17 protein-coding genes and 1 CRISPR repeat array are annotated in these 23,163 nt (G+C 38.2%); of the genes, 12 read left to right on the top strand and 5 right to left on the bottom strand.

Annotation, left to right across the window (positions count from 1 at the left end):
- Position 1: 1 nt before the first annotated feature.
- Positions 2 to 706 carry a CRISPR-associated protein Cas4 gene (gene cas4, locus BP549_RS08760; RefSeq protein ID WP_292379882.1) on the top strand — a complete coding sequence of 235 codons (705 nt, stop codon included), beginning with the start codon at positions 2 to 4 and terminating at the stop codon, positions 704 to 706.
- Positions 707 to 818: 112 nt separating this feature from the next.
- Positions 819 to 4,998: direct repeats of the CRISPR family, unit length 37 nt; unit sequence ATTCGTGAGCAAGATCCATTAAAACAAGGATTGAAAC.
- A 92-nt stretch (positions 4,999 to 5,090) separates the two neighbouring features.
- On the opposite strand, the gene BP549_RS08765 is transcribed toward cas4, so the two are convergent.
- Together BP549_RS08765 and BP549_RS08770 are read right to left on the bottom strand one after the other, a co-directional pair.
- Positions 5,091 to 6,866: an RNB domain-containing ribonuclease gene (locus BP549_RS08765; protein WP_292379883.1), complete on the bottom strand. Its 1,776-nt coding sequence runs from the start codon at positions 6,864 to 6,866 to the stop codon at positions 5,091 to 5,093.
- Between the two features lie 534 nt (positions 6,867 to 7,400).
- Positions 7,401 to 7,799 (bottom strand): cupin domain-containing protein, encoded by a 399-nt coding sequence (locus BP549_RS08770; protein ID WP_292379884.1) that lies wholly within the window; start codon positions 7,797 to 7,799, stop codon positions 7,401 to 7,403.
- 221 nt (positions 7,800 to 8,020) lie between these two features.
- Between BP549_RS08770 and BP549_RS08775 the strand changes: the two genes are divergently transcribed.
- From BP549_RS08775 to BP549_RS08785, 3 genes are all read left to right on the top strand, one after another.
- Positions 8,021 to 8,341, top strand: coding sequence for a hypothetical protein (locus tag BP549_RS08775; protein ID WP_292379886.1), 321 nt, complete (start codon positions 8,021 to 8,023; stop codon positions 8,339 to 8,341).
- Positions 8,342 to 8,768: 427 nt separating this feature from the next.
- The gene (locus tag BP549_RS08780; protein WP_292379889.1) at positions 8,769 to 9,125 is read left to right on the top strand and encodes a hypothetical protein; all 357 of its coding nucleotides are present in this window, start codon (positions 8,769 to 8,771) and stop codon (positions 9,123 to 9,125) included.
- A gap of 999 nt (positions 9,126 to 10,124) precedes the next feature.
- Positions 10,125 to 10,427: a hypothetical protein gene (locus BP549_RS08785; protein ID WP_292379891.1), complete on the top strand. Its 303-nt coding sequence runs from the start codon at positions 10,125 to 10,127 to the stop codon at positions 10,425 to 10,427.
- Positions 10,428 to 11,616: 1,189 nt separating this feature from the next.
- Here BP549_RS08785 and BP549_RS08790 read toward each other — a convergent pair.
- Entirely contained in the window at positions 11,617 to 11,793 is a 177-nt protein-coding gene (locus BP549_RS08790) for a hypothetical protein (RefSeq protein ID WP_292373995.1), read from the bottom strand.
- Positions 11,794 to 12,123: 330 nt separating this feature from the next.
- Positions 12,124 to 13,359, bottom strand: coding sequence for a cation:proton antiporter (locus BP549_RS08795; RefSeq protein ID WP_292379892.1), 1,236 nt, complete (start codon positions 13,357 to 13,359; stop codon positions 12,124 to 12,126).
- Between the two features lie 608 nt (positions 13,360 to 13,967).
- On the opposite strand from BP549_RS08795, the gene BP549_RS08800 reads away from it, so the two are divergent.
- The 6 genes from BP549_RS08800 (at position 13,968) to BP549_RS08825 (ending at position 18,354) form a co-directional block, all read left to right on the top strand.
- Complete coding sequence (locus BP549_RS08800; protein WP_292373992.1) at positions 13,968 to 14,228, top strand: hypothetical protein; 261 nt, start codon at positions 13,968 to 13,970, stop codon at positions 14,226 to 14,228.
- Positions 14,229 to 14,536: 308 nt separating this feature from the next.
- Complete coding sequence (locus BP549_RS08805; RefSeq protein WP_292379894.1) at positions 14,537 to 14,668, top strand: ChaB family protein; 132 nt, start codon at positions 14,537 to 14,539, stop codon at positions 14,666 to 14,668.
- Between the two features lie 791 nt (positions 14,669 to 15,459).
- The gene (locus BP549_RS08810) at positions 15,460 to 16,173 is read left to right on the top strand and encodes a transglutaminase-like domain-containing protein (RefSeq protein WP_292379895.1); all 714 of its coding nucleotides are present in this window, start codon (positions 15,460 to 15,462) and stop codon (positions 16,171 to 16,173) included.
- A gap of 156 nt (positions 16,174 to 16,329) precedes the next feature.
- A complete protein-coding gene (locus tag BP549_RS08815) occupies positions 16,330 to 16,905 on the top strand; it encodes a hypothetical protein (protein WP_292379898.1) in 576 nt (191 codons plus the stop codon).
- Positions 16,906 to 17,147: 242 nt separating this feature from the next.
- Entirely contained in the window at positions 17,148 to 17,738 is a 591-nt protein-coding gene (locus BP549_RS08820; protein ID WP_292379900.1) for a hypothetical protein, read from the top strand.
- A 214-nt stretch (positions 17,739 to 17,952) separates the two neighbouring features.
- Positions 17,953 to 18,354, top strand: a complete 402-nt coding sequence (locus BP549_RS08825) for a DUF2267 domain-containing protein (protein ID WP_292373982.1) — start codon at positions 17,953 to 17,955, stop codon at positions 18,352 to 18,354.
- A gap of 242 nt (positions 18,355 to 18,596) precedes the next feature.
- Here the strand turns inward: BP549_RS08825 and BP549_RS08830 are convergent, their stop codons facing one another.
- Entirely contained in the window at positions 18,597 to 20,534 is a 1,938-nt protein-coding gene (locus BP549_RS08830; RefSeq protein WP_292379902.1) for a heavy metal translocating P-type ATPase, read from the bottom strand.
- Positions 20,535 to 20,959: 425 nt separating this feature from the next.
- Between BP549_RS08830 and cfbA the strand changes: the two genes are divergently transcribed.
- Both cfbA and cfbE read left to right on the top strand, forming a co-directional pair.
- Positions 20,960 to 21,352, top strand: coding sequence for a sirohydrochlorin nickelochelatase (cfbA, locus tag BP549_RS08835; RefSeq protein WP_292379903.1), 393 nt, complete (start codon positions 20,960 to 20,962; stop codon positions 21,350 to 21,352).
- A 26-nt stretch (positions 21,353 to 21,378) separates the two neighbouring features.
- Positions 21,379 to 22,947, top strand: a complete 1,569-nt coding sequence (gene cfbE / locus BP549_RS08840; RefSeq protein ID WP_292379904.1) for a coenzyme F430 synthase — start codon at positions 21,379 to 21,381, stop codon at positions 22,945 to 22,947.
- The last annotated feature ends 216 nt before the right edge of the window (positions 22,948 to 23,163 follow it).

Here is a 23,163-nt window from a genome sequence, read left to right on the forward strand (position 1 = left end):
TATGACGAATTCTGAATGTACGGTAAGTAATCAGCGGGCTGAAATAGGCTGTGAAGAAATAGCTCTTGAAAATGACCCCGATGGTGAAGAAAGGACATATATTGAGCCTGATTCTGATAAAGATTCCGGGTCAATAATTAGAATTTCGGATGTGCTTGAATACCTTTTTTGCCCCCGCTTTATCTACTATATGTACTGTCTCGATATTCCCCAGCATGAAGAGAAAAGGTTCAAGGTTATCAAAGGCCGCGAGGTCCATGAAACAAGGAAACTAACCAACAGGGATTACGTGAGGAAAAAACTTAACTGCATGAGGAAAGAAAGTGACGTCTTCATTGCTTCAAAACAACACCATATAAAGGGAATAGTTGACGAGGTGCTTTTTCTTGAAGACGAGACTGCTGCTCCTCTTGAATACAAATTTGCCGAGTATAAAGACAAGATTTTTAAAACCTATAAGTTTCAGCTGGTTTTGCAGGCTCTTTTGATCCGGGAAAATTACAATATTGAAGTAAACCGTGCTTACATCTGTTTCACTCGCAGCAACAGCCTGGTCAAAGAAATGGAGATTACTATTTCTGATTTCAAAAAGGCTGAGAAAATTATCGAAGAAATACTCGATATCGTTCAAAAAGGCTTATATCCCAAGACTTCCAGATCTTCTAGAAAATGCGTAGATTGCTGTTATCGGAATATCTGCGTATGAGAAGTTTTTCTTGTATTTATAAAGGGTTTGATAATTTTCCAGCAAGAATTTTAGTCCCAAAAAAGGGCTCATTTCAGGCCTTTTCTGGCCAAATAGCGGAAAATTTTGCCCTATTCGTGAGCAAGATCCATTAAAACAAGGATTGAAACAATTCATTAAACGCTCTTCCTATGTAATATGACCATTCGTGAGCAAGATCCATTAAAACAAGGATTGAAACTACAGCTTCATGTCGTGAATTCGGATGTTTTTTGCATTCGTGAGCAAGATCCATTAAAACAAGGATTGAAACATATTTTTTACCTCGATTTCAATAACTATTTTCTTATTCGTGAGCAAGATCCATTAAAACAAGGATTGAAACTTTAGAGGCCCTATCTGAGCAGTCAATACAGCATCAATTCGTGAGCAAGATCCATTAAAACAAGGATTGAAACTGAATTACATCACGTCTTCCAAACATCGATCTTGGATTCGTGAGCAAGATCCATTAAAACAAGGATTGAAACTTATGAAAATAAAGAGTCCTCGAAAGGTTATACAAGCATTCGTGAGCAAGATCCATTAAAACAAGGATTGAAACTCTCCGAGAAGGTGATCCCATACGCCATCGACAGGAGAATTCGTGAGCAAGATCCATTAAAACAAGGATTGAAACATGAATTTGGGACAGGCGTTGGCACAGAAACAAACGGGATTCGTGAGCAAGATCCATTAAAACAAGGATTGAAACACTTTTGGGGATAATCAACCCCTTCTTTTTTTGGAGTATTCGTGAGCAAGATCCATTAAAACAAGGATTGAAACATTGTTCAATGTCAGCATCAGGATCAAGAGCAAGTGTATTCGTGAGCAAGATCCATTAAAACAAGGATTGAAACTAAGTGAATGTATACTCCATGATATATCATCCTGATTATTCGTGAGCAAGATCCATTAAAACAAGGATTGAAACGTTTTACCGGCATCTCTACCAGTCTGAAGAGCCTTAATTCGTGAGCAAGATCCATTAAAACAAGGATTGAAACAAGGATAATATGCCTTTGTTCTTTTTCCTGGATGAAATTCGTGAGCAAGATCCATTAAAACAAGGATTGAAACATTACTAATGCATCTACAATTCCGTCTGGGTCATTATTCGTGAGCAAGATCCATTAAAACAAGGATTGAAACCATTATAAGTGGGGTAAATTATGTTTGGTATCTTGATTATTCGTGAGCAAGATCCATTAAAACAAGGATTGAAACCTGTCTTTCGATTTTTGAACCGATTTGACAACACATTCGTGAGCAAGATCCATTAAAACAAGGATTGAAACTCGAATGTGGAGAAATCGTATACAGTCGAGGTATTATTCGTGAGCAAGATCCATTAAAACAAGGATTGAAACAATCTGAAGTACATGGTTTTGGTGCAAGTGGGCGGATTCGTGAGCAAGATCCATTAAAACAAGGATTGAAACGACCCTAACAAATTGCAGATACCTGTACCTGATGCAATTCGTGAGCAAGATCCATTAAAACAAGGATTGAAACCCTTATCAGTTTCCAGATTCAATACAAAATCTGATTCGTGAGCAAGATCCATTAAAACAAGGATTGAAACTTTTATCGATGTGATATTATTAAATGGTGAATCTATATTCGTGAGCAAGATCCATTAAAACAAGGATTGAAACATGTTTTATTCGCGTCCATACTATCCATACACTACAAATTCGTGAGCAAGATCCATTAAAACAAGGATTGAAACTGGCTTTTTCGTATGAAGTAGCCTTATTAAAAATTCGTGAGCAAGATCCATTAAAACAAGGATTGAAACCAGGCGAAAGTTCGTCAACTGCCTCAAATAATAATTCGTGAGCAAGATCCATTAAAACAAGGATTGAAACGACGAAATTGGGGCAATGGAATTTCAAGCGGGAATTTATTCGTGAGCAAGATCCATTAAAACAAGGATTGAAACTGGCGATTCAAAAACGAAAATCTGAAGAACAAAATTCGTGAGCAAGATCCATTAAAACAAGGATTGAAACATTACGGAATGTTATTTTTTTTCCGGTTATAATTCAAATTCGTGAGCAAGATCCATTAAAACAAGGATTGAAACTTGTATCGGATAATGACGAAATGACTCCAAACTGTATTCGTGAGCAAGATCCATTAAAACAAGGATTGAAACTATTAGTCAGCTCATACCCGAATATCCTGCGATAAAATTCGTGAGCAAGATCCATTAAAACAAGGATTGAAACTTCTCCTGAAGTGCGTGAGAAAGAAGAGGCGAAAAATTCGTGAGCAAGATCCATTAAAACAAGGATTGAAACCTCGTACGGCACTGCATTATCGTATGGGAAAGATTCGTGAGCAAGATCCATTAAAACAAGGATTGAAACTCAAACCGTCGATGGAATCAGTCAGATCCTCTCTGAAAATTCGTGAGCAAGATCCATTAAAACAAGGATTGAAACCGCATTCAAGGAACTCGGGCAAACTACTAAATCTTCATTCGTGAGCAAGATCCATTAAAACAAGGATTGAAACACTTTATAAATGGAGATAAATTTATGTTTGGTATCATTCGTGAGCAAGATCCATTAAAACAAGGATTGAAACCACAATCGAACGCATACGTTCAATATATAATCTCCAAAAATTCGTGAGCAAGATCCATTAAAACAAGGATTGAAACACACGTTCAGGAAAGTAAGTAATAGTTCTTTTTTCAATTCGTGAGCAAGATCCATTAAAACAAGGATTGAAACCTAAATAATAAAAACGCTGTTAAATTCCTACAACTCATTCGTGAGCAAGATCCATTAAAACAAGGATTGAAACCATTTTCTGCTTCATTCAATGTTAGACCATGGCCTATTCGTGAGCAAGATCCATTAAAACAAGGATTGAAACGTATAAATGTTTTTAATTTTTGAAACATTTTAGTGAATTCGTGAGCAAGATCCATTAAAACAAGGATTGAAACATAGCAAGTCCATTTTCCACACTATTTGAGAATCTATTCGTGAGCAAGATCCATTAAAACAAGGATTGAAACTTTTATTTTCCAAACGATTTAGAGTCGGAAACAAATTCGTGAGCAAGATCCATTAAAACAAGGATTGAAACATCACCCTCTATAATCTTAAATCCAAGAATATTACTCATTCGTGAGCAAGATCCATTAAAACAAGGATTGAAACTCTTGGGGAGCACGGAGGTACAGCGAGAAGGCCTTGATTCGTGAGCAAGATCCATTAAAACAAGGATTGAAACAATCGGTCTCGTTTTTCTTCAGTCAAGGGTGTAGTATTCGTGAGCAAGATCCATTAAAACAAGGATTGAAACTATTGCAACCTTGTTTTGTATGTTTGTGGACAGGATTCGTGAGCAAGATCCATTAAAACAAGGATTGAAACCAGATGACAATGCTTTGACAGTACTTGTGTTTTCCACATTCGTGAGCAAGATCCATTAAAACAAGGATTGAAACAGAGTTGCAACATCACAAGTATAGATTTCGGATCTATTCGTGAGCAAGATCCATTAAAACAAGGATTGAAACATGTTTTCTGTACATGGATTATTATAAGGTTACTTATTCGTGAGCAAGATCCATTAAAACAAGGATTGAAACTGGAATAGTTCAGACTATATGAGGAGGCCAGGCCGTGGATTCGTGAGCAAGATCCATTAAAACAAGGATTGAAACTAAAAATGACCCAGTTGCCCCAATTTTTCAGATTGTATTCGTGAGCAAGATCCATTAAAACAAGGATTGAAACCTGAGTCGCTTCGCGCATTGCCCGCTGGAGCGCCTCAAACTATTCGTGAGCAAGATCCATTAAAACAAGGATTGAAACACATAATAATTTTCGGAGAACAGAACATATGATAAATTCGTGAGCAAGATCCATTAAAACAAGGATTGAAACATAGTTTAACATTTTCCAACTCGTATAACCCAATGTATTCGTGAGCAAGATCCATTAAAACAAGGATTGAAACTTTCCAACATTCGCAAGATCCAACGGCAAAACAACATATTCGTGAGCAAGATCCATTAAAACAAGGATTGAAACAGGCTCCCGCCCGAAGCATACAGTTCAAAAAAGAATTCGTGAGCAAGATCCATTAAAACAAGGATTGAAACCTTCTTCCTGAGTCTGAGATCCCTCGCTTTCCAAATTCGTGAGCAAGATCCATTAAAACAAGGATTGAAACTACAAGGTTTAGCGATCCCACTCGGAGTAAAAAAATTCGTGAGCAAGATCCACTAAAACAAGGATTGAAACAGGGATAGTTTTCGGGCTATCCAACAAAATTCTTATTCGTGAGCAAGACCCATTGAACCACGGCGCTTCCCATTACAACCTCGAACTCGATATCAACTTCCGGACACTAAAGTGTATATCATTTCTCTAGCCGCTAGCCGTTTAGCCCTTTGCTTTTTTCCTGCCTGTCCGAGGCTAGTCGAGGAGCCAAAGGTGCAGGTACAGGTAAAGATAGGTTTGCAGGTAGGCCCTTCCGCCTTAAATGAATAAGCTGGCAAGGGAAGTTTCTTTGCCTGACAATACTCCTGCAAGGCAAAAATCGGATCTTTTGATGTGTTAATCGTCACTTCTTCATTACTGGCCGACGAATCTATTATCATGATCTCCAAGTCCGGAGCTGGTAAGCCCAGAACAGCCGCGAGCAGGCCTACGGATGCCCGCTGAGTGGCGCCTTTCTTTGTCAAGTCCTCGTATACAGCAGACTGGTACTCTCTATTACTTATTCTGATGGCGCTCTGGGCAGTGAACACCGGTAAATTGCCACGGATATTTTTGGTTACTTCGTATACGGGCATCTGCCAGCCCAGTATATGTTGCGCAATGTCGAAGATCGAGACCGCCTTGTGAGGAGCAGTTGCAATTTCCTCCAGCAATGCTCTTCTAAGTTCAGTCCATCTTTCGCCATCAGGGGCTTGCAATAGTACTAGCTCTGCACAGATGATCGGCAGCTTGCCAAGGCGTTTCCGGAAAGCATCGCAGTAGGCCTCGGGGCAGTCCTCCCCTCCACGAATAAGGAGTTTGGTGATGCGCTCGAAGTCTGTATCGCTTGCATCCTCTATCCAATTCCTCAGGATGGCCGACTCAGCTTTTCTATACGCCTTTTCCTTCATGTACTTGCTTTTAGCTCTGTCGTTTTCAAGGTGCATCAGATTGATATGCGATGCAATTGCCTGAATCTTCTCTTTAGAATGGGGCAAGGGTTCGTTCTGGATGTACGCCCGGATCTGTTGGTGATTCACAAGATCAGCATACCTTCGGATGGGCGAGGTGAAGTGGGTATACGCACCGAGGTTCAGTCCGAAATGGCCCAAGATGACGGGGCCATATTCCGCTCTGTTGAGCATCATGTACGTAGTATGCCTGACAGTAGCTATGTTTACCTCGGGGATGACAGTGATGCTTTCGAGCAACTTCATTAAATCCCCCCGCTCAGGGGTAGCGCTCCGGGCTGTATGGTTACGGAAAAGGATAGGAATGTTATTTTTGACTGCGTACTCAGCTACGGCCATATTAGCGAGAATCATCAGCTCCTGGATGATGATGTAGCCGATGGTATCCTCCCTGTGTCTCAGTTGCCTCAGAGATCCTTCTTCGTTTGTCACCAACCCCCGCCCTAAATCGTAGAATGCCAGAGCACCACGGTTGCGGCGCTGCGTTAAAAGGTCATTCGCGAGCTGGCTTGCGAGCTTGATGAGAGCGTGCTGCGTGTGCTCCCTATCAGAGAGAATGTGGGGGATGTCAGAAAAGGCTAACTGGGCTTCGCTGATCATAACAGTCCGCAAAAGCCTTGTTTCGAGGATTGACAAGTTCATGCCGAGGACGATATCCACGGCGAGGACATACTTCGACTCTTCTGGCCACAGGGAAAGCTTCTCGTCTGCAAGCCGCAGGGGTAACATCGGGCTGTTACCATTTGCATAATACCTGGTCTCAATCCGAGACATTGCAAGTCGATCAAGCTCTGAATGCTTGGAAATTACCTTTGCGACATCCGCGATCATAACTACGACGTGCCAGCCACCGTTTTCCGTGATTTCCACCCAGATTGCATCATCCATATCTCGGGTTGTCACGTCATCGATCGTAATGCCTCTGAGCATATCTGGCATAGTACCACTTAGATGCAAAATTGGGTATGCTTTCCTTATATGTATATTGGTCAGTAAAAAAATGGTAAGAGATGACCATATTTATAAGTCATTGTTTCTGCCGCGCCGAAGTGATGAAAAAAGAAATGTTGTTCCATCGTGGTAAATTATTCCAGATCTGAGAGCAAGATCCATTAAAACAAGGGTTGAAACTATCTATCACTAATTTTCGTTGATATACGATCATTTAATCGCGAGCAAGATCCATTAAAAAAAGGATTGAAACTTCGCAAGTTTCGTCAAAACAATGGCAATCGCAAACTTTATTCGCGAGCAAGATCCATTAAAACAAGGATTGAAACATCGATGGGTTGGACGCAAACGTATCCGGGCTAAATTCGCGAGCAAAATCTACTAAGTATAGAGACAAAAGATAGTTACAAAAAAGAAGAAAAAAATAAAAGTGCTTCATAATAAAAGCACTTAATGCTACATATTCTGTTGTATCTTCAATGACCGTAGCAGGAATTAATCGTTATTCCCGCTCCCTAGACCTTATTCTGTAGTTATTCCGTCGAATTCGGCTTCATTGGCTTCGGCTTCTTCTTTCGTGGCACGCACAATTCCATCCTTGTGATGTGCCGGCGAATAGATCGTATAGAGCTTCAGCTCTTCCGTTTCCGAAGTGTTGATGATATTGTGCTGAGCACCGGCTGGCACAACTACCGCAACTCCGTCACTCAGTTCGTATTCATTGCCGTCAATTATGCATTTCCCCTTCCCCTGTTCAAAACGGAAAAACTGATCATTTTCCTCATGCACTTCCATCCCGATTTCTTCCCCGGGCTTGAGGCTCATAAGTACCAGCTGGCTATACTTTGAGGTATAGAGTACCTTGCGGAAATTGCCATTCTCCAGAGTGGCTTCTTCAATATTTATAGAAAATCCTTTCATATATTTAAATTTCTAGTTATTTGTATATAAAATTATTTGTGAGCAAACTTTTCTAAATACATACCATGATCAATATTGAGGAAATTAGTTGCTCAGCTTTAACCCAAGTTACTTATTTATATTTTTGAATATAATCATTAAAGCGAGTATAGATGTAAATAATCAGCTTCAGGAGTCTATAAAAGTGTATAATGTTAAGTTAAATGGGAGTAAAAGGCGGCATGAAAGAGACACGTGATATTCCCTCCCTCGAAAAGAAATTAAGAAAATATTACGCATGGATTTTTATAATAGCTTGCTACTCAGTGTTCAATCTGTATATAGACCAGGGATGGCAGCAATCTCTATATCCTACAATTTTTATTTTTGCTCTTATGGAACTCTCCCTTTGCTGGTGCATCAAGAAGACAAATGACACTATTAAAAACGGTGGGATGGATCCCAGTGGACCGTTCAAATTAAAATTTAAAACTCAATCTCAGGCAAGGATCGCATTAATAGGATTTTTCCTGTGTGGAATGCTTTTTTTGCGTATCTCATAATTAATTTTGTGGAACTTTCTAAAAACTATATTTATGGATTGACCGGGTTTGTTGCAAGTGGGTTTCTGATGCGTATAATTTATGTAGATAATGATGGGACTTTCTAGATACTCATTAAAATTATTTCCTATATTTTAGTTAGATCTGAAATACGATAGTCTCCAATTATATCTCAAAAGTTTAATATACCTGTAAATACTATTTTTATATATAAGAATTTATTTTAATGCCGTACATTTTTTTTATGCAAAGTGCAAAAAGTACCTGATTTAATTTTTTTACGATAACTAATATTCAAGACTCATAATTTAAACTTGTAGTTTAGTGTTTCTACAAATTTGAAATTCTTGTAAACCCTGTATTTTCAACCTAAAAAAGTAGTTTAAAAATCAAAATCATTAAAAAAGGAAAAAAGGAAGCGAGGATTTTGGATACACAAGAAATAAAGAATCTAATTAGGAAATTTAACACTTATATTGAAATGAATAAAGATTATCAGGCTTATTCAGACTTTAAAGAGGGAATTAATAAAGGCTTGGATATAGCCAAATATACTTTCGAGGATAATTTGGAAAAACTTTCTCTTTCCGTCCCGGACGATGATCCGGCTGAAAAAGTAAGAGACCTAGAGAACAACTTTAACCAGCTCTTAGATGGCATCGCCCTGTCAAAAAAACCGAACTGTTCGGAGCAGCGTTTGGACGGAGTACATACTGGATTTGAAAGATCTAAAAAAATATTTAAAGAATTCATACAAGAATCATTTCTTCCAGAGAATACATAAAAATTTTCACAGCCGTTATTTAGCTTAAAAGCTCTATTATTTTTTGGATTGAGCTTAGAATTTTTACTGTTATTGAGTGTAATCGTCGCTACAGAAAATAAGGAAGGAATAGAAATCTAGAAGAAGGGTATTCGAAAATCGAAGGAAAGAAACAGGCCAGGTAAGAGAAGAAGCTAAGTTTATGGAAGAATCCAGGTAGATTGAAAAGGAACCTTTGAACTCACTCCTGGGAACCCAGAGTGTAGGGATATTACAAATTTGTAAAGTATCGCCAGAACCAGCCCGCTAGTCGAGGAAAAAAGCTAAGTTTGAAGCCTTCTGGAAGATTATCACCTGCGGAAACTGCAACCCTGCCAGAAAAAAAATCCGAAAAATAAGAATATTCACAAGCAAGAGCCAGTAAAACCAGGATTAAGCGAACTTCTTCCGAATCTACCTTGCCGGCTGTAAAGGTACTTAAATAGATTTGAAATCTTTAAAGAGAGATACATACCGAAAATAATAAATAAGGATGTACAATATCGTGCTCTTAATACTATATTGAAGGTAAGAAGGAGCAAGTAAAACGTCGCCGATCGAAATACAAATCTCAATATGCACATTGTTGTTTTTGTCTATATGTTTTACAATTTTGTTCTGCAGCTGTAAGCTTTTTGCCTGGAGATGTTTGAAATATAGTAAAATAGAAGGAAAGAATTAATCTAATTTTTAGATCTGGATAAAACCAGCTTTACCTATTTAATTCTCTAAATTTTTCTTCATTTTATACTTTTTATATTCTTTACATTTTTCTTGATTATCTACGCTTTCTGCATTCTCCAATTAAAATGAAGATATGCACTATTCTGAAAAGCAAGTAGAATAATGTCAAAATGTGCGAGCAAGGGAAATTAAAAAATATTGAAATTCAGACAAAAATAGATATATAAAATGGAATATATAATTTCCTATGCAATATTTAGATGAATTGGAATTTTTTCAGTCATAAAGGGGGAAGTTATGGACCAGAAAGAAGAACAGACAATATTCGGAGTATGTCCGAACTGCGGAAAACCATTCAGGATAGAATCAACAGGCGGTGGGGAAGAATGGCGGTACTGTGCAGATGTTTGCATAAACCCTGTAGCAATACCAACAGGAGCAAGACTGCAGCCAGATCAGGCTACATTACGCTTCGTAGACGGAAATATGAATGAGTATATGCGGGAAGAATATATCAAAGTTCATGGCATTGATCCTCTGCCCATCTGGAAAGCAATGGAAAAATGGCGTGAAGAGCAGATGAAGAAGTGGAAGAGGTAAACTTAATATTTATAAATTTCCCTTTCTATTTTTATCTTAGATTATATTTCACTTCTCTCTGCTTTTTAATTTTTTAAACTTCACTTTTTAGCTTGCATTATATTTTTTATTTAACATAGGCTGTTTCCAAATATTTTTATATTTGCATATGTTGATAGAAAATATCATAAGCTTTCCCTTTACTTTATAATTTTTCTCATCTCTCAATTTTTCAATTCTATTTTCCCAAGTATGCCAAATTATAGAAGGCTTTAGAGACTGCAAAGTGGAATAATCGTTATAAAGTTGTATTACTAACCGGAAGAAAAGAAGAAAGCGCATTCAGATTATATGAACGAGTTGGATTTGAAAGAGGGGTAGAAGCAGAATCTATGAAAAGTTTATAATTTAAAAAGGAAAGTTAATCCATTTAAAAGCAAAAATTCCTGAAACTGGAACTGAATAAAGTATAATAAATAGTGTATCAATTAATTATCTGGAAACAAGATTAATTTAAGCAGGGGTCAAGACTTCTTCTATGGCATGAATAGTTTTTTTGTTTTTAAAAATAGGGAGAGGGTAAATTGAAGGAGCAAAAAGCTAAAGATGCAGTCAAAGTATTCAGTAAGCTGATTTAGAGGAATAAAGAGAGACAACCTTATTCAGATTATAAAGAAGGAATAAACTAAGGACTTGAAATAGCTAAGGATACTTTTGAAGAGAATGCGGAAAAATTTGTTTATTTCAATCTAAAAGAAGATTGGAATTCAAAGATAAAGAGCTTACAAGATAGATTTGGCCTTCTTTTAGGCACAATCGTTTTTGAAAAACTACATCATACCGAAGATTACCTAGATGGGATAAGCAAAGGATTCGAGGAATCTAAAAAATTGTTTGCAGAGTTTATAAAACATTTCGTATAATAGAATTAAAGCTGAATTATTTTCTACTTATTTGGCATAAAAATACTCTCAAGTATTTTCACTTATTTGTGCTCATCATTCGAAGAATCTCATGGCCTTTCTAATAATAGTGATCTTTATTTTTTAGTTTGATATAAGGGATTAAGTTGGCACATCAATATTTTGGACTATACCTACGTTCATAGATTTTCATTTATTGATAATATTCTCCAATTGATACCAAGTTTCATATAATGACATTAAATACATATAGTAGCGTAAATACTCACTTATTTTCACATATAGACTCATTTATTGTCATTTAAAGCCACACCCCTTATTTCTAAGAGCTCAGATAATCTGTTCAAAGCATATTTTTTTTCGTTTATCATAATTTGCAATTTATTAACCTCAGCTTCTAACTGCGAAATTTCTATTTTTAGCTGTAGTATCTGCTCTTTAATAAGATCATTACTTTGCATCATATCCGCCCAATAACTATGTATTAACCCCTTAATTCAATGATATTGGTTATGTATAAATCGGTATTATGTATAAACCAATTCGTTATCACTTTTTAGATATTAACTTTACTGTATTTGTATTGCCATTATTGTTTTTCTAGTCATACTCGCGCCAGTTCAAACCACTAATAGAAATTATGGATAAGATCTGGTAAAACAGGAATTGGGATCTCGACATTTCCGTGAAAATTTTTCTAAATATTAAAAAGATTCCTGAAATAGGAAGAGAACTACTTCCTAAACAGGAATAAAAATAAAAAATTTCTTGGCTTTAAAAAAGCTTGATAACATTTAATCAGCCTCATAATGACCAAAACCACTTAATCGGCTGACTGCCGGGCCTGTTAATAAGGATGTAAGCAGCGCCATAATAATCAAAGCCACGAACACTTGGTCGTCGATAAGTCCAGCATCCTTGGCAACGGTAGCAAGTATCATCTCCATAGCACCCCTTGCGTTCATGGCAACGCCTATGACGGCAGACTGCCTCAGTGGTAGTTTACTGATTATCAAACCAAGTGTCACACCGAATATCTTTCCTATACATGCGATCATAAGAACTGCAAGCACAAGAGTTAGGTCAAAAGATGCCACAAAATCCGCTCGCAGCCCAATTGAAACAAAGTAAAGAGGGGCAAAAAAATACATGACAAACTGGTGAATCATTTCATGCGCATCATCACGCTTTTCCAGACCTTGGGAAAATGCCAGACCTACCAAGAAAGCGCCAAAGACAGCGTGTATCCCAATTGCTTCAGCACAAGCTGCAGCTAATAGAATAAAAACTGTTGTAATTCCGAGGAAAGAACCCGGCCAAGTCAGAGAAAACTCCAACCGTTTTTGAACTTTCTGAGCCAAGGTTCTACCTACCGTGAGCATGAAAGCAAATAGCAAAAATACCAGAACGAAGGTCATGTAAGGAGGGATGTCTAATATGCTCTCAGGTGCGAAATTGCTCAAAATAAAGGCAAATAATGACCATCCTACAAGATCATCGATGGTTGCGGCGCCGGTAATGATCATTCCCATGTCTGTCTTCATCAAATCCAGATCCATAAGAGTTCTAGCGATAACCGGAAGGGCGGATATTGATAGTGCTGTACCCATGAACATTGCGAAAAACATTAATTTACCCTGGAAATGATCTCTCCATATATCCGGGAACAGGAAAATCATCCCGAAACCCAATACAAACGGTATCACTATGCCCATCAAACTTGCCCAGGCTATGTTAACGCTCCGTTTCTTAACCAAGCTCAGGTTCATCTCCAAGCCTGCTGCAAATAAAAAGAACAACATGCAGATCTGGATAAGGGCATCCCTGCCATAGAAAATGGCCCCTGATTCTGGGAATAACCAGTTATAAGTGCTTGGACTGAGCCATCCCCAGACTGTCGGCCCGAGGATGATACCACCAAAGAGTTCTCCAAGGACTGCAGGAAGGCGAAGCATACGCATTCCTTGTCCGCATAATAGTGCCATAAAGAGCATTACAGCGATCTCTAGGAAAAAGATCATCATATCCATCGGTGCTATAAAAATTCACCTCAATTTTTTACATTTACCCCGGCTATTTTTTAAAATCATGAATACATAATGGAGTTATACGACAATTAGTATAATATTAACTCGTTGATTACAGATAAGGAGTGTTCCCGCTTACTACTATTGATTTGGGGGTAAAATTAGTGTCAATTCAAACATAAAAGGGATATTTATATTTTTCCAGCCTTATATGAAGAATAAGAATAAATATCAAAATAGGATACGTTGATACACAAACATGGAAAAAAACTGCAGACTTTAATAAGTGTATGCTAGGTCTTTTAATCTGCTTATAAGGGCCATAAATCCCAGAAACCAGAAATTTACAGTTCTAAACCACTAAAACCAATTCTGGAATCTGTAAAAATGTAAGTTTCTCGCAGTGAATCCTCTTTTCGCCTGACTCTTTCTTCTTAAAATATATACTTATAGTTTGAAAGTTGAGTTATATATGAGAGAAGGACAATATAAGACTAGTATAATACTATAGGCAAAAGCTTATAATAATAATTAAATTTGATAATTAATGAGTTTTTATTTTTTGAGTGTGAAGTCTGAATGGACAATGCACATTTGAGAGGGGGTACACTATGTCAGTTAAAATCGAATGGCAAATTTTTGAAGCCGAGACCCGGAGCGACGGCACCTGGAGCTCGAACAGCCCTGCACTTGCGGAGCTGCTCAATGCCATAGCAGGCCCGGATAAGATTAGGGAGCCTGCATCCGATATTGAGGATGCTATGGCCCATCTGGCCATCAGAGGGCTGCCATATTTCAAAATAACCGAGGTCACTTCCAAGAATACCAGGGGGAAAAACATCAATAAAAAGTCTTCAGGAGCTATATACTAAATAAACTCTTACAGGAAAAAATCAATAAAAGCAGTTCATTGGTGTTAAAATATAGCCCGAAGGAAATGTGTTATTTTCGTTGTTTTCATTAGCTTATAGTATTAAAATGGATAAAATATTATAATATTTACATAAAGTTAGTATTTATTAATTTTATTATTTTTACATTATATGTAACCTTTAATTTGGTACGGCGCACTTGTAATACGAGTGTCAATTATATAAGTATCAAAAAGCTGCGAGAGATAGAAAGTTGTTTCCTACTGTTCCCTGAGTTTATACTGTCGAGCCCGACAAAATCAGTTTTTTTGGCAAAAAACGCTGAGAGGCCCTTTGTGCCATTCTTTACAAGAGAAGAGACTGCATATAAGATTGCTTGGAGCAAGGTTAAGAAAGTATACGAGAAGAATTCCAAAGGAAACTGGGCAAAACGAGATTGAGTTTTTGATTTCGACGTTCTACCTATTCATCTTTTTAGATTTAAATGGATGCTTTTTTCCTAAATCAGCAAAATAGTCAGCTTGAAGATAACCTATGATGCTGCTTAATTAATAGAAGCTGAAATTAAGGCAATATAAACGAAGATATAAACAAGATCAGGGATATGGAACATTTTATATATCTAAACAAAGTATATAATATATGTTGGAAAGTGTAAAAATGAGCATACTATCCTTTATAATGAAAAATAAATGCGAATATCGCACTTCATGTCCCAATTTTCAAAAGGGTGGGAAATATTGTGAAGGATTGGATTACTGTAAGTGTGGGCTTTTTTTGAAAAATAAAAGAAGAATTTAAAAGTTTTAAGTTTCATTCTTGAAGTACAAACTCTCCATCATAATCAAATATTTTTAAAAATGTAAATTTACAGAGCTTTCAGCTTATAGTATGGATTTATAAGCAACTGTTACAAATTATAGCTTACAAGACCGTACTTATAAATTTATTTAGCAATGAAAGAGCTTACAAATTTATACTTTGTATGTTTTATAGCATAAACCTGCAGATATAAATTAAGACCTTGTTTATGTGTATGTATTTATTCATATTGATCTAGGAAGTCGACAAAGTGATCAGGACGAAATTTTTCAAGTTATTAAGTTTCCTTTTTCTTATTATATTTGCTTCCGGATGTATAGGTCCTACCGCTACTGATGATAACATTCCAATTTCAGATCTGAACCCCGAAGATCTGGTAAAGAGTTTACAGGAGTTAATACCCGGCAGAATGGATAGCCCTTTGCCCGATGAGACAGGCTTAGGAGAACAAAACAAGACCGAGGAAAATGATAGCACTGCACACCTGGCTGATTACATTTCTCCTGAGGTACCAGAGATCCCGACTTATACCGAAGAAAAATCAAATGTCGTTTATCCCAAAGAATACAGACGACTATCCCTAAACTTCCAGAGAGGCATCGTGTCAGACGATGAGAAAATTGCATCTGAAGTTTTCAATATAACCGGAAAGACTTCAGGATACAATATTAAAGACGCCTGTAATGTTTTCGATTACGTGAACCAGCACTGGGAATACCGTTATGAAAAAAACTCGGATTTTTTCTTTAAGGCCTCTCAGACTATAAATGAAGGTTATAAAGGGGATTGTGACGACTACTCTATAGTAATATCTGCCCTTTTAAAAAATATGGGGTTCAATACAAGAGTCGTAACTGCAACAAATGAGACTTACGGGCACGCCTATCCCGAACTTTACATAGGAAATAACCAGGAAACTTTATCTGAAATTCTCGGGTATGTACAGAGCAGATATTACTATGCCGAAAATATCTGGTATTCAAATCGAGAGCTTGAAGACGGCGAAATTCAATACTGGCTGAACTTTGACTGGAGTGGATCAAACGAATACAGGCATCCTGGAGGCGTATATTTTGAAGGAGTGGAAGTAATTTACTATCCTACTGGATTGATCGAATTCTGAGACAGGAGGTAAACCTGAAATTATCCTTCAGGATTTATCCTCTGTGCATAAAAATGCATTTTTCTCTTTGCAGTGACTAAGAAAATAAGAAATGGGAAAAAGTGCATTTAACTCTTTTATTTCTATTACAAAAACGAGTATTGAAAGTTCATTTTTATGATTAAATTTATATGGGCTTATATCTACTTTCTTTTAATAAAAGGTAACTTAGGTCTATATACTGAAAAATGGTTATTAAGAGGGGGGAATTTAATCGAAATGATCGATTACAGCGAGCTCATTAGAGGAGACAGGGTACGGGCTAATACGCCTCCTGAGATTAATCAGGCAATCGATACAGAGATAGCTGCAATGGTCAGGTTTTATGCGAGTAAGACTGATTATGAAATAAGCAAAAGAATTGAAGAACTTGATATGGAGTGGGATATCGGACGTTATATTGAAGTCCGTGCATCTATGATTTCTTTAGTAGGGTTGGTACTTGGCTTAAAAAAAAGTAGAATATGGTTCACTTTACCTGCAATAGCTTCAACCTTTATGCTTCAGTACGCCATACAGGGCTGGTGCCCTCCCGTATCTATACTCAGGAGATTTGGCATTCGAACGAGGCAGGAAATAGATTTAGAAAAATACGCACTTAAAGCTTTGCGTGGGGATTTTGACGAGATATCGTCAACTGATAAAAATACGGATCGCGCAAAGAAAGCTTTCAATGAAAGTAAATGTGTTTAAGATAGATCACATAACTAAAGCTTATTTTTGATATTCAAAAAGGTTAATTTTTAATTTACATATTTTTACAATTAAGTATCTCGATATTCATGATATCAATCTGCCTTCTTGTGAATCTCTGATGACATAATTATAATTATATAAGGTCACATATTTGGAATTATGTCACATGTTAGGGATTATATCACTATTTGGAATATAATTCTCACCTAAAAAGTAAAAAAATTAGGTAGCGTGGAAACATGAGAAAGCTTGTATATGTAAGGATTGTCCACACCTCTGCAGATATGGGATCTTTAGGTGAAAAACTAATACAGGAGACTATTTCTAAAATTGGCAGGGAAAAATGGGAAGAAAATAAGAGGCTTATCGAAAAATTCTGGGAGGAACTTGAAAAGGAAATTTTTCAACTCAATTTGGATCTTGAGCATACTATAATTTATCAAGACGGCTTACCATGTGGAGGGGAAATAGGGATGAAAATTGTTCACAATACAGCAGAGCTTGGAAGTAAAAATTATCAGATTATCGAAAAAATGGTAGCAAAGGGAGCCAAGATCACTGCCACTGAGAATCCCGAGCTTCTGATTGAAGAACGTAATCTATTGCTTGAGATTTTAAAGGATTCTTCCACGAAAGAAAAGGAAGAGGCAAAAATGAAATACATTGCAAAAAAAGAATTTTTACTTGAACAAAGAGATGCATACATAGCTTCAAGGATAAACAAGACCCTAGATAATGAACAAACCGGGATATTATTTATAGGAGCTGAGCACAACGTGATTTCAAAATTGAATGATGACATAGAAGTTCTTGATCTGGTAAAGCATTGAAATACCTTGCTGATCTGTTAAACCAGAGCGTCTTTTTCAGCCTATTAATTATGAGATCTGGCTGTGCCCCGGATATTCCTTTTCTAATTTTGTTCTTAGATATTATTTATATAAATACAGATCGTAATTTAATTCTGCCAAACGATATTTATTTTTAATCTAAGGGGGATTTGAAACGAGTACAGGAGTAAGGAATCTTGACAATAGTATCGACTTGACCAATATATGGCTCAGGGATATTCTGAGCCAATTAAGATGGCAGAGTAAAGAAAGTGCATATCAGGCACTGAGGGGTACACTGCATGCAATAAGAGACAGGCTGCCGGCAGAAGAGGCGGTTGATCTCGCGGCACAGTTGCCCCTTCTAGTTAAAGGGATGTATTATGACGGCTGGACTCTCAGAGATAAACCAGAGAAGTTTAAGAAAGAGGAGTTTGCAAGAAGGGTGCATGCTCAGTTTGAGTTCGATGACAATGTAAACCCGGCTGAAGTAATTCGGGCTGTTCTGCGGGTTATGTACAGGCACATGAGTGAAGGGGAACTTCGGGATGTAAAATTCAATATGCCAAAAGAGATTCAGGAGTGGTTCCCTGAAGAGCTTGCGCCGAAAGGATGAAAACGCGTGTATTTAAACTGAAATTTTCTCAGGAATCCCTTAACCTTTTTATCTATTTAGGGTTTCTCTTCTTCCTTCTCTTTCTTGTAAAAATGTCTTTCTTCAGATCCTTATAGACGGCCTCCAGCTATTGTTTTTTCAGAAAGATTACATTTCCTTATGGATGAGAAAAGCCGTATATATCAACCACCTGCTAATGCCCAACCAAGAAGAAATAGACCTGATAGAATTTTAGTTCATTCTCAGTCTTTTGGACTATATGTAATTAGTCTTGCTGAGTTCATTATCACTGGAATTGATGAGAGTTCATGTAGTAATGCTCCTGTTACGGGTGTAAGTATGCCCGGTATAGTCAATATAACTGCCATTGAGAGCACGCTAAGCGAGAATACAACGTTTTGCCAGATCGTACTTATTGCCTTCTTGGATACACTTATAAGATATGGAATTTTTAAAAGGTCATCGGATAATAGTCCAACTTCCGCTGTTTCTATTGCCACATCTGTTCCTGTAAGTCCCATGGCTATTCCTACATCAGCCGTGACAAGGGCCGGACCATCATTAACACCATCGCCTACGAAGATAATTTTATGGCCTTCAAGCTGTAGACGTTTTACGATTTCGACTTTTTCCTGGGGCATTACTTCAGCATATACCTCATTTATATCAAGAGTTTTAGCTGTCTGTTTCGCAACTACTTTGCTGTCACCTGTGATCATTATTGTCTTTATTCCGAGTCTATGAAGATTCATTACAGACTTTTTTGACTCCGGCCTAATTTTATCCTCAAACGTTAGCAACCCGGCGATTTCATAATCAATTCCTATCATGACTACATTATGACCCGTTTGAGATTGTTTTGTAATGCTTTCTTCAACTTCATTAGAGATTGATACATTAAATTCAGATGCTTGTTTTAGACGGCCTACAAAAATGCTTTTTCCGTTGGTTTTAACCCTTATGCCTATTCCTGATATGGATTCAAATGATTCTGGATCCGGGACTAATAATCCCTTCTCTTCCGCAGCTTTGACAATAGCTTTTCCAAGCGGATGCTCACTGAATTTCTCTGCGATGGCAGCCAGTAACAATAAGTCTTCATCTTTATTGTTATTCAATGCTATGATACTGGCAAGTTTTGGTTCACCTTGGGTAAGTGTACCCGTCTTATCAAAAATAACGGTATCTATCTTGGCCATAGATTCTATCGTAGCTCCTTTTTTAATAAGATTACCTCTTAACGCTGCGTTACCAACCGAAGCCACCAGTGCTGTAGGCGTAGCAAGTACCATCACGCATGGACAAAATACGATAAGCATAGTTATTGCTCGTGTCAGATCCCCACTCCACCACCAAAGCAAGCCGCCTAAGATAATTGCAGTAGGGGTGTAAAATTTAGCATGTTTGTTCAGGAGTCTTTCTACGTTTGGTTTCTGAGTCTGCGCTTCCTCAATCAAACGATGGATTTGTCCAAGAGTCATTTCACTTCCAACTTTAGTGGCCAATATTTCCATTGCACCTACTTCATTAAGAGTGCCTGCAAAAACAGTATCTCCTTCCTGTTTATCGATTGGCAGACTTTCGCCGGTAATAGCAGCCTGATTTACTGAAGCAGTGCCTGAAAGAACAGTTCCATCAACAGCAATACGTTCTCCCGACTTGACCAAGATAATATCCCCTACTTTAACTTCCTCAAGAGGCACTACAATATCATGTCCGTCACGCCTGACTGTGACTCTATCAGGCAATAGTTTCGCCAGAGATTCAAGCGCCTTTCCTGCCCTCGCAGAAACAAGCTCCTCCAGCATACTCCCAAGAAGCAAAAGTACGGCTACGACTGCAGCAGCTGAATACTGCCCGATAGCAATAGCAGCAATTGTTGCGATAGTAACCGGGATATCAGCAGTAAAGTCCCTTTCTTTAATCCCCTGGTAGGCAGACCACCATATAAACGATGATCCAACCAGTGCAGATAATAGATATAACCAGTTACCTTCATCCGTGCTATTTCCTTCTGACAGCATGTTTTCTGGATAAGCAGCTATCGCTATTATAAGCAAGACCCCGCTTGCCACAGTAAACAATGTTCCGGGATCAAGTAAAAAATCCTGATAACGAACTGCCAGATTACGGATGCTGCTCCAAAAGTCTCTAGTATGACTATAAGTGTTGTCTGTCATGTTATCTACCCAAATAAAAACAAAATTTTAGATGTTAAAATCTTTAAATATTAATAACATAAAACTATTACGATTTAATACGAAATAATAAAATTTGATTTAATAGTAAGAAACTAAAGTTGCGCTGGCGAGAATAGATCCAAAGCGCCTATGGGAATTCGACTGAAATAACAACTTTAGCTCCAGGGCAAATGGCGCTTATCAAAATTGAAAACAAAAAACCTGAAATCAACCAGATAAATGTAGACAGTTACATTACGAATTTTATATAACTGTTGGTTATGCCCAGATCTACCAAAACTTTCTCCCGTTGTTACTTTCTCAAAAGGATTATATCATATAAATCCTAACTATGTTAAACTCTTCATTATTACAAATCCGAACGATTGTGTTAAGCCTGAATAGACAAGATTGAGGTTTTAAAAATGACAGAAAAACTCGGAATTTTGGCCATAGGCCACGGGAGTAAGCTGCCTTACAATAAGGAAGTAGTTACCCAGATCGCAGATTATATCGCACAGAAGCACTCTGACATTGTTGTAAGAGCAGGCTTTATGGAAAATAGTGAGCCAACCCTTGAAAAAGCAATTGAAGGCTTTTCTGGTACTGGAGTGACAAAAATTGCAGCAGTGCCGGTTTTCCTGGCTTCTGGAGTTCATATCACAAAGGATATCCCCGAGATCCTGAGCCTTGACGAAAAGGGCTGTGGTACCCTGGAGATTGATGGAAAAGCAGTCCCTCTGTGCTATGCAAAGCCTCTTGGGGCCGATGAACTTATCGCTGACCTTGTGTTCAAAAGGGCTCAGGAAGCCCTTTAAATTTATACATAGGGTCCGGTTTTATCATGGACCTAGACAGAAAGAAGCTTGCCGTACTCGATTTGACTCACGGCGGCATTTCTATTTCAAAATGTCTTGCAGCCGCTGGAAGCGAAGTAACCGGAATAGATGTCTATGGGACAGTGGAGCCTGGAACACTGCTTGAACTTGAGGATAAATACAGGATACACTGTTCAAAAACTTCTCTTCCTGTCTCTGGATTCGATATTTTGGTAGCGCCTGTGCACCTTGATTCTACCTATCCGATGCTTGTAGAAGCTAGGACGCAGGGAAAAAAAATCCTCTCGCACCATGAAATTGTCGGAGAAATCCTCAAAGGCGACTCAAGACTATCTGACATAAAGACGGTTGAGGTTACAGGCGTAAAAGCAAAAACGAGTACTGCCTCCCTCCTTGCTGATATGCTCTCCAGGCAGTTTGAAGTAGTACTGCACACTTCACGGGGGCTCGAGTACTGGAAAGCGGGTACTTCTTCCCTTATTTACAGAGGCCTGAGCATAACTCCCGGAAGCATTCTGGTTGCAGTTGAGAAAGCTTTCAAAGCCGGGTTCAGACCAAATTTTTTTGTCTTTGAGATCTCAATAGGAGGCACAGGCACTGCTGATTTAGGGATTCTTACAACCCTTTCGCCGGACTATGGGATTGCAAACAATAAAGCCCTTGCAAGCGAAGCAAAACTCCAGCTTATCAGGCACGCAGAACCTGGAAGTACCCTTCTCATTAATGCAGGAGCCGAAAAAGCCCTCAAAGCTGCAAAAACGACTGAAACTAAAGTTCTAACCTTCAAAGATCCGTTCATTGCTGAACTTTCCATAACCCCAGACCAGGTAGCCGACTTTGTGCTGGAAACCGGACTCAAGCCTGAAGCACTAGCAGTCTCTTCAGAGTTGGAAATGCTCTCAAGCCCATCAGGGTTATCAGAGTCAGCCAATCTATCAGGTTCGTCGAGATCAACCAATCTATCAGATTCATCAAAGTCAGCAGGCTCACCCGAGCTCCAGGCTTCGCCGATGTCCTCAGATTCTGGTATTCGCTTCATGCACAAGGAAAAAGAAATATTTTCAGCTTCCTTGCGACCAGGGTATAATATTTCGGCTTACAGGACTGCCTTTGTTGCGGCGTCGGCAGCTGCCCTCGAACTTGGAATTGACCCTGAAGCTATTATATCGGTAATTGAAGGATTCAAGGGGCTTTCAGGCAGGATGCAGGAAAGGGAAATGAACGGCATCTCCCTTATAGATAACTCTAACTCCGGCATGGATATCCTCTCAGCCGAAAAAGCCCTTGAGCATGCTCTCCTTAAGAAAAAGGACGAAAAAAAGGAAGGCATCATCCTCGTGCTGGGAGAAGAAGCTTCTCAAGTCTGTGAAGGATTACCCCCTGAACTCGTGCAGTGCTTTGTAGAAAAGTTCGGAAGAAAATGCAGGCAGGTCATTCTAGTAGGAGAACGGATGAAGGCAGTAGCTGGCGAAAACATATCTTATGCACAGGATCTTCCGGAAGGACTCTCAAAAGCCTTGGGATTTGCAGAAGACGAAGATATAATACTCTCTTCGGTAAAATGCTTCCGTTAAGAATTCCGTTTATGGAGGATTTTCACTGAGGAATTATTGAGAAACTATTCTCCGATGTGACCATATAAATTGGACATAAACTAGGGTCAGGCTGCAGGCGTTTTGCCGAAATTTTGATGATAGAGTTTTATACAGGCTCTTCCAATCTGTACTCGTTTCCATTACTCGTATAAAGTTCAACTGATCGTGTTTCACAACCCCGTTTGTGGTACAGGA

The organism is Methanosarcina sp. UBA289, from assembly GCA_002496565.1.
Classification (GTDB): domain Archaea; phylum Halobacteriota; class Methanosarcinia; order Methanosarcinales; family Methanosarcinaceae; genus Methanosarcina.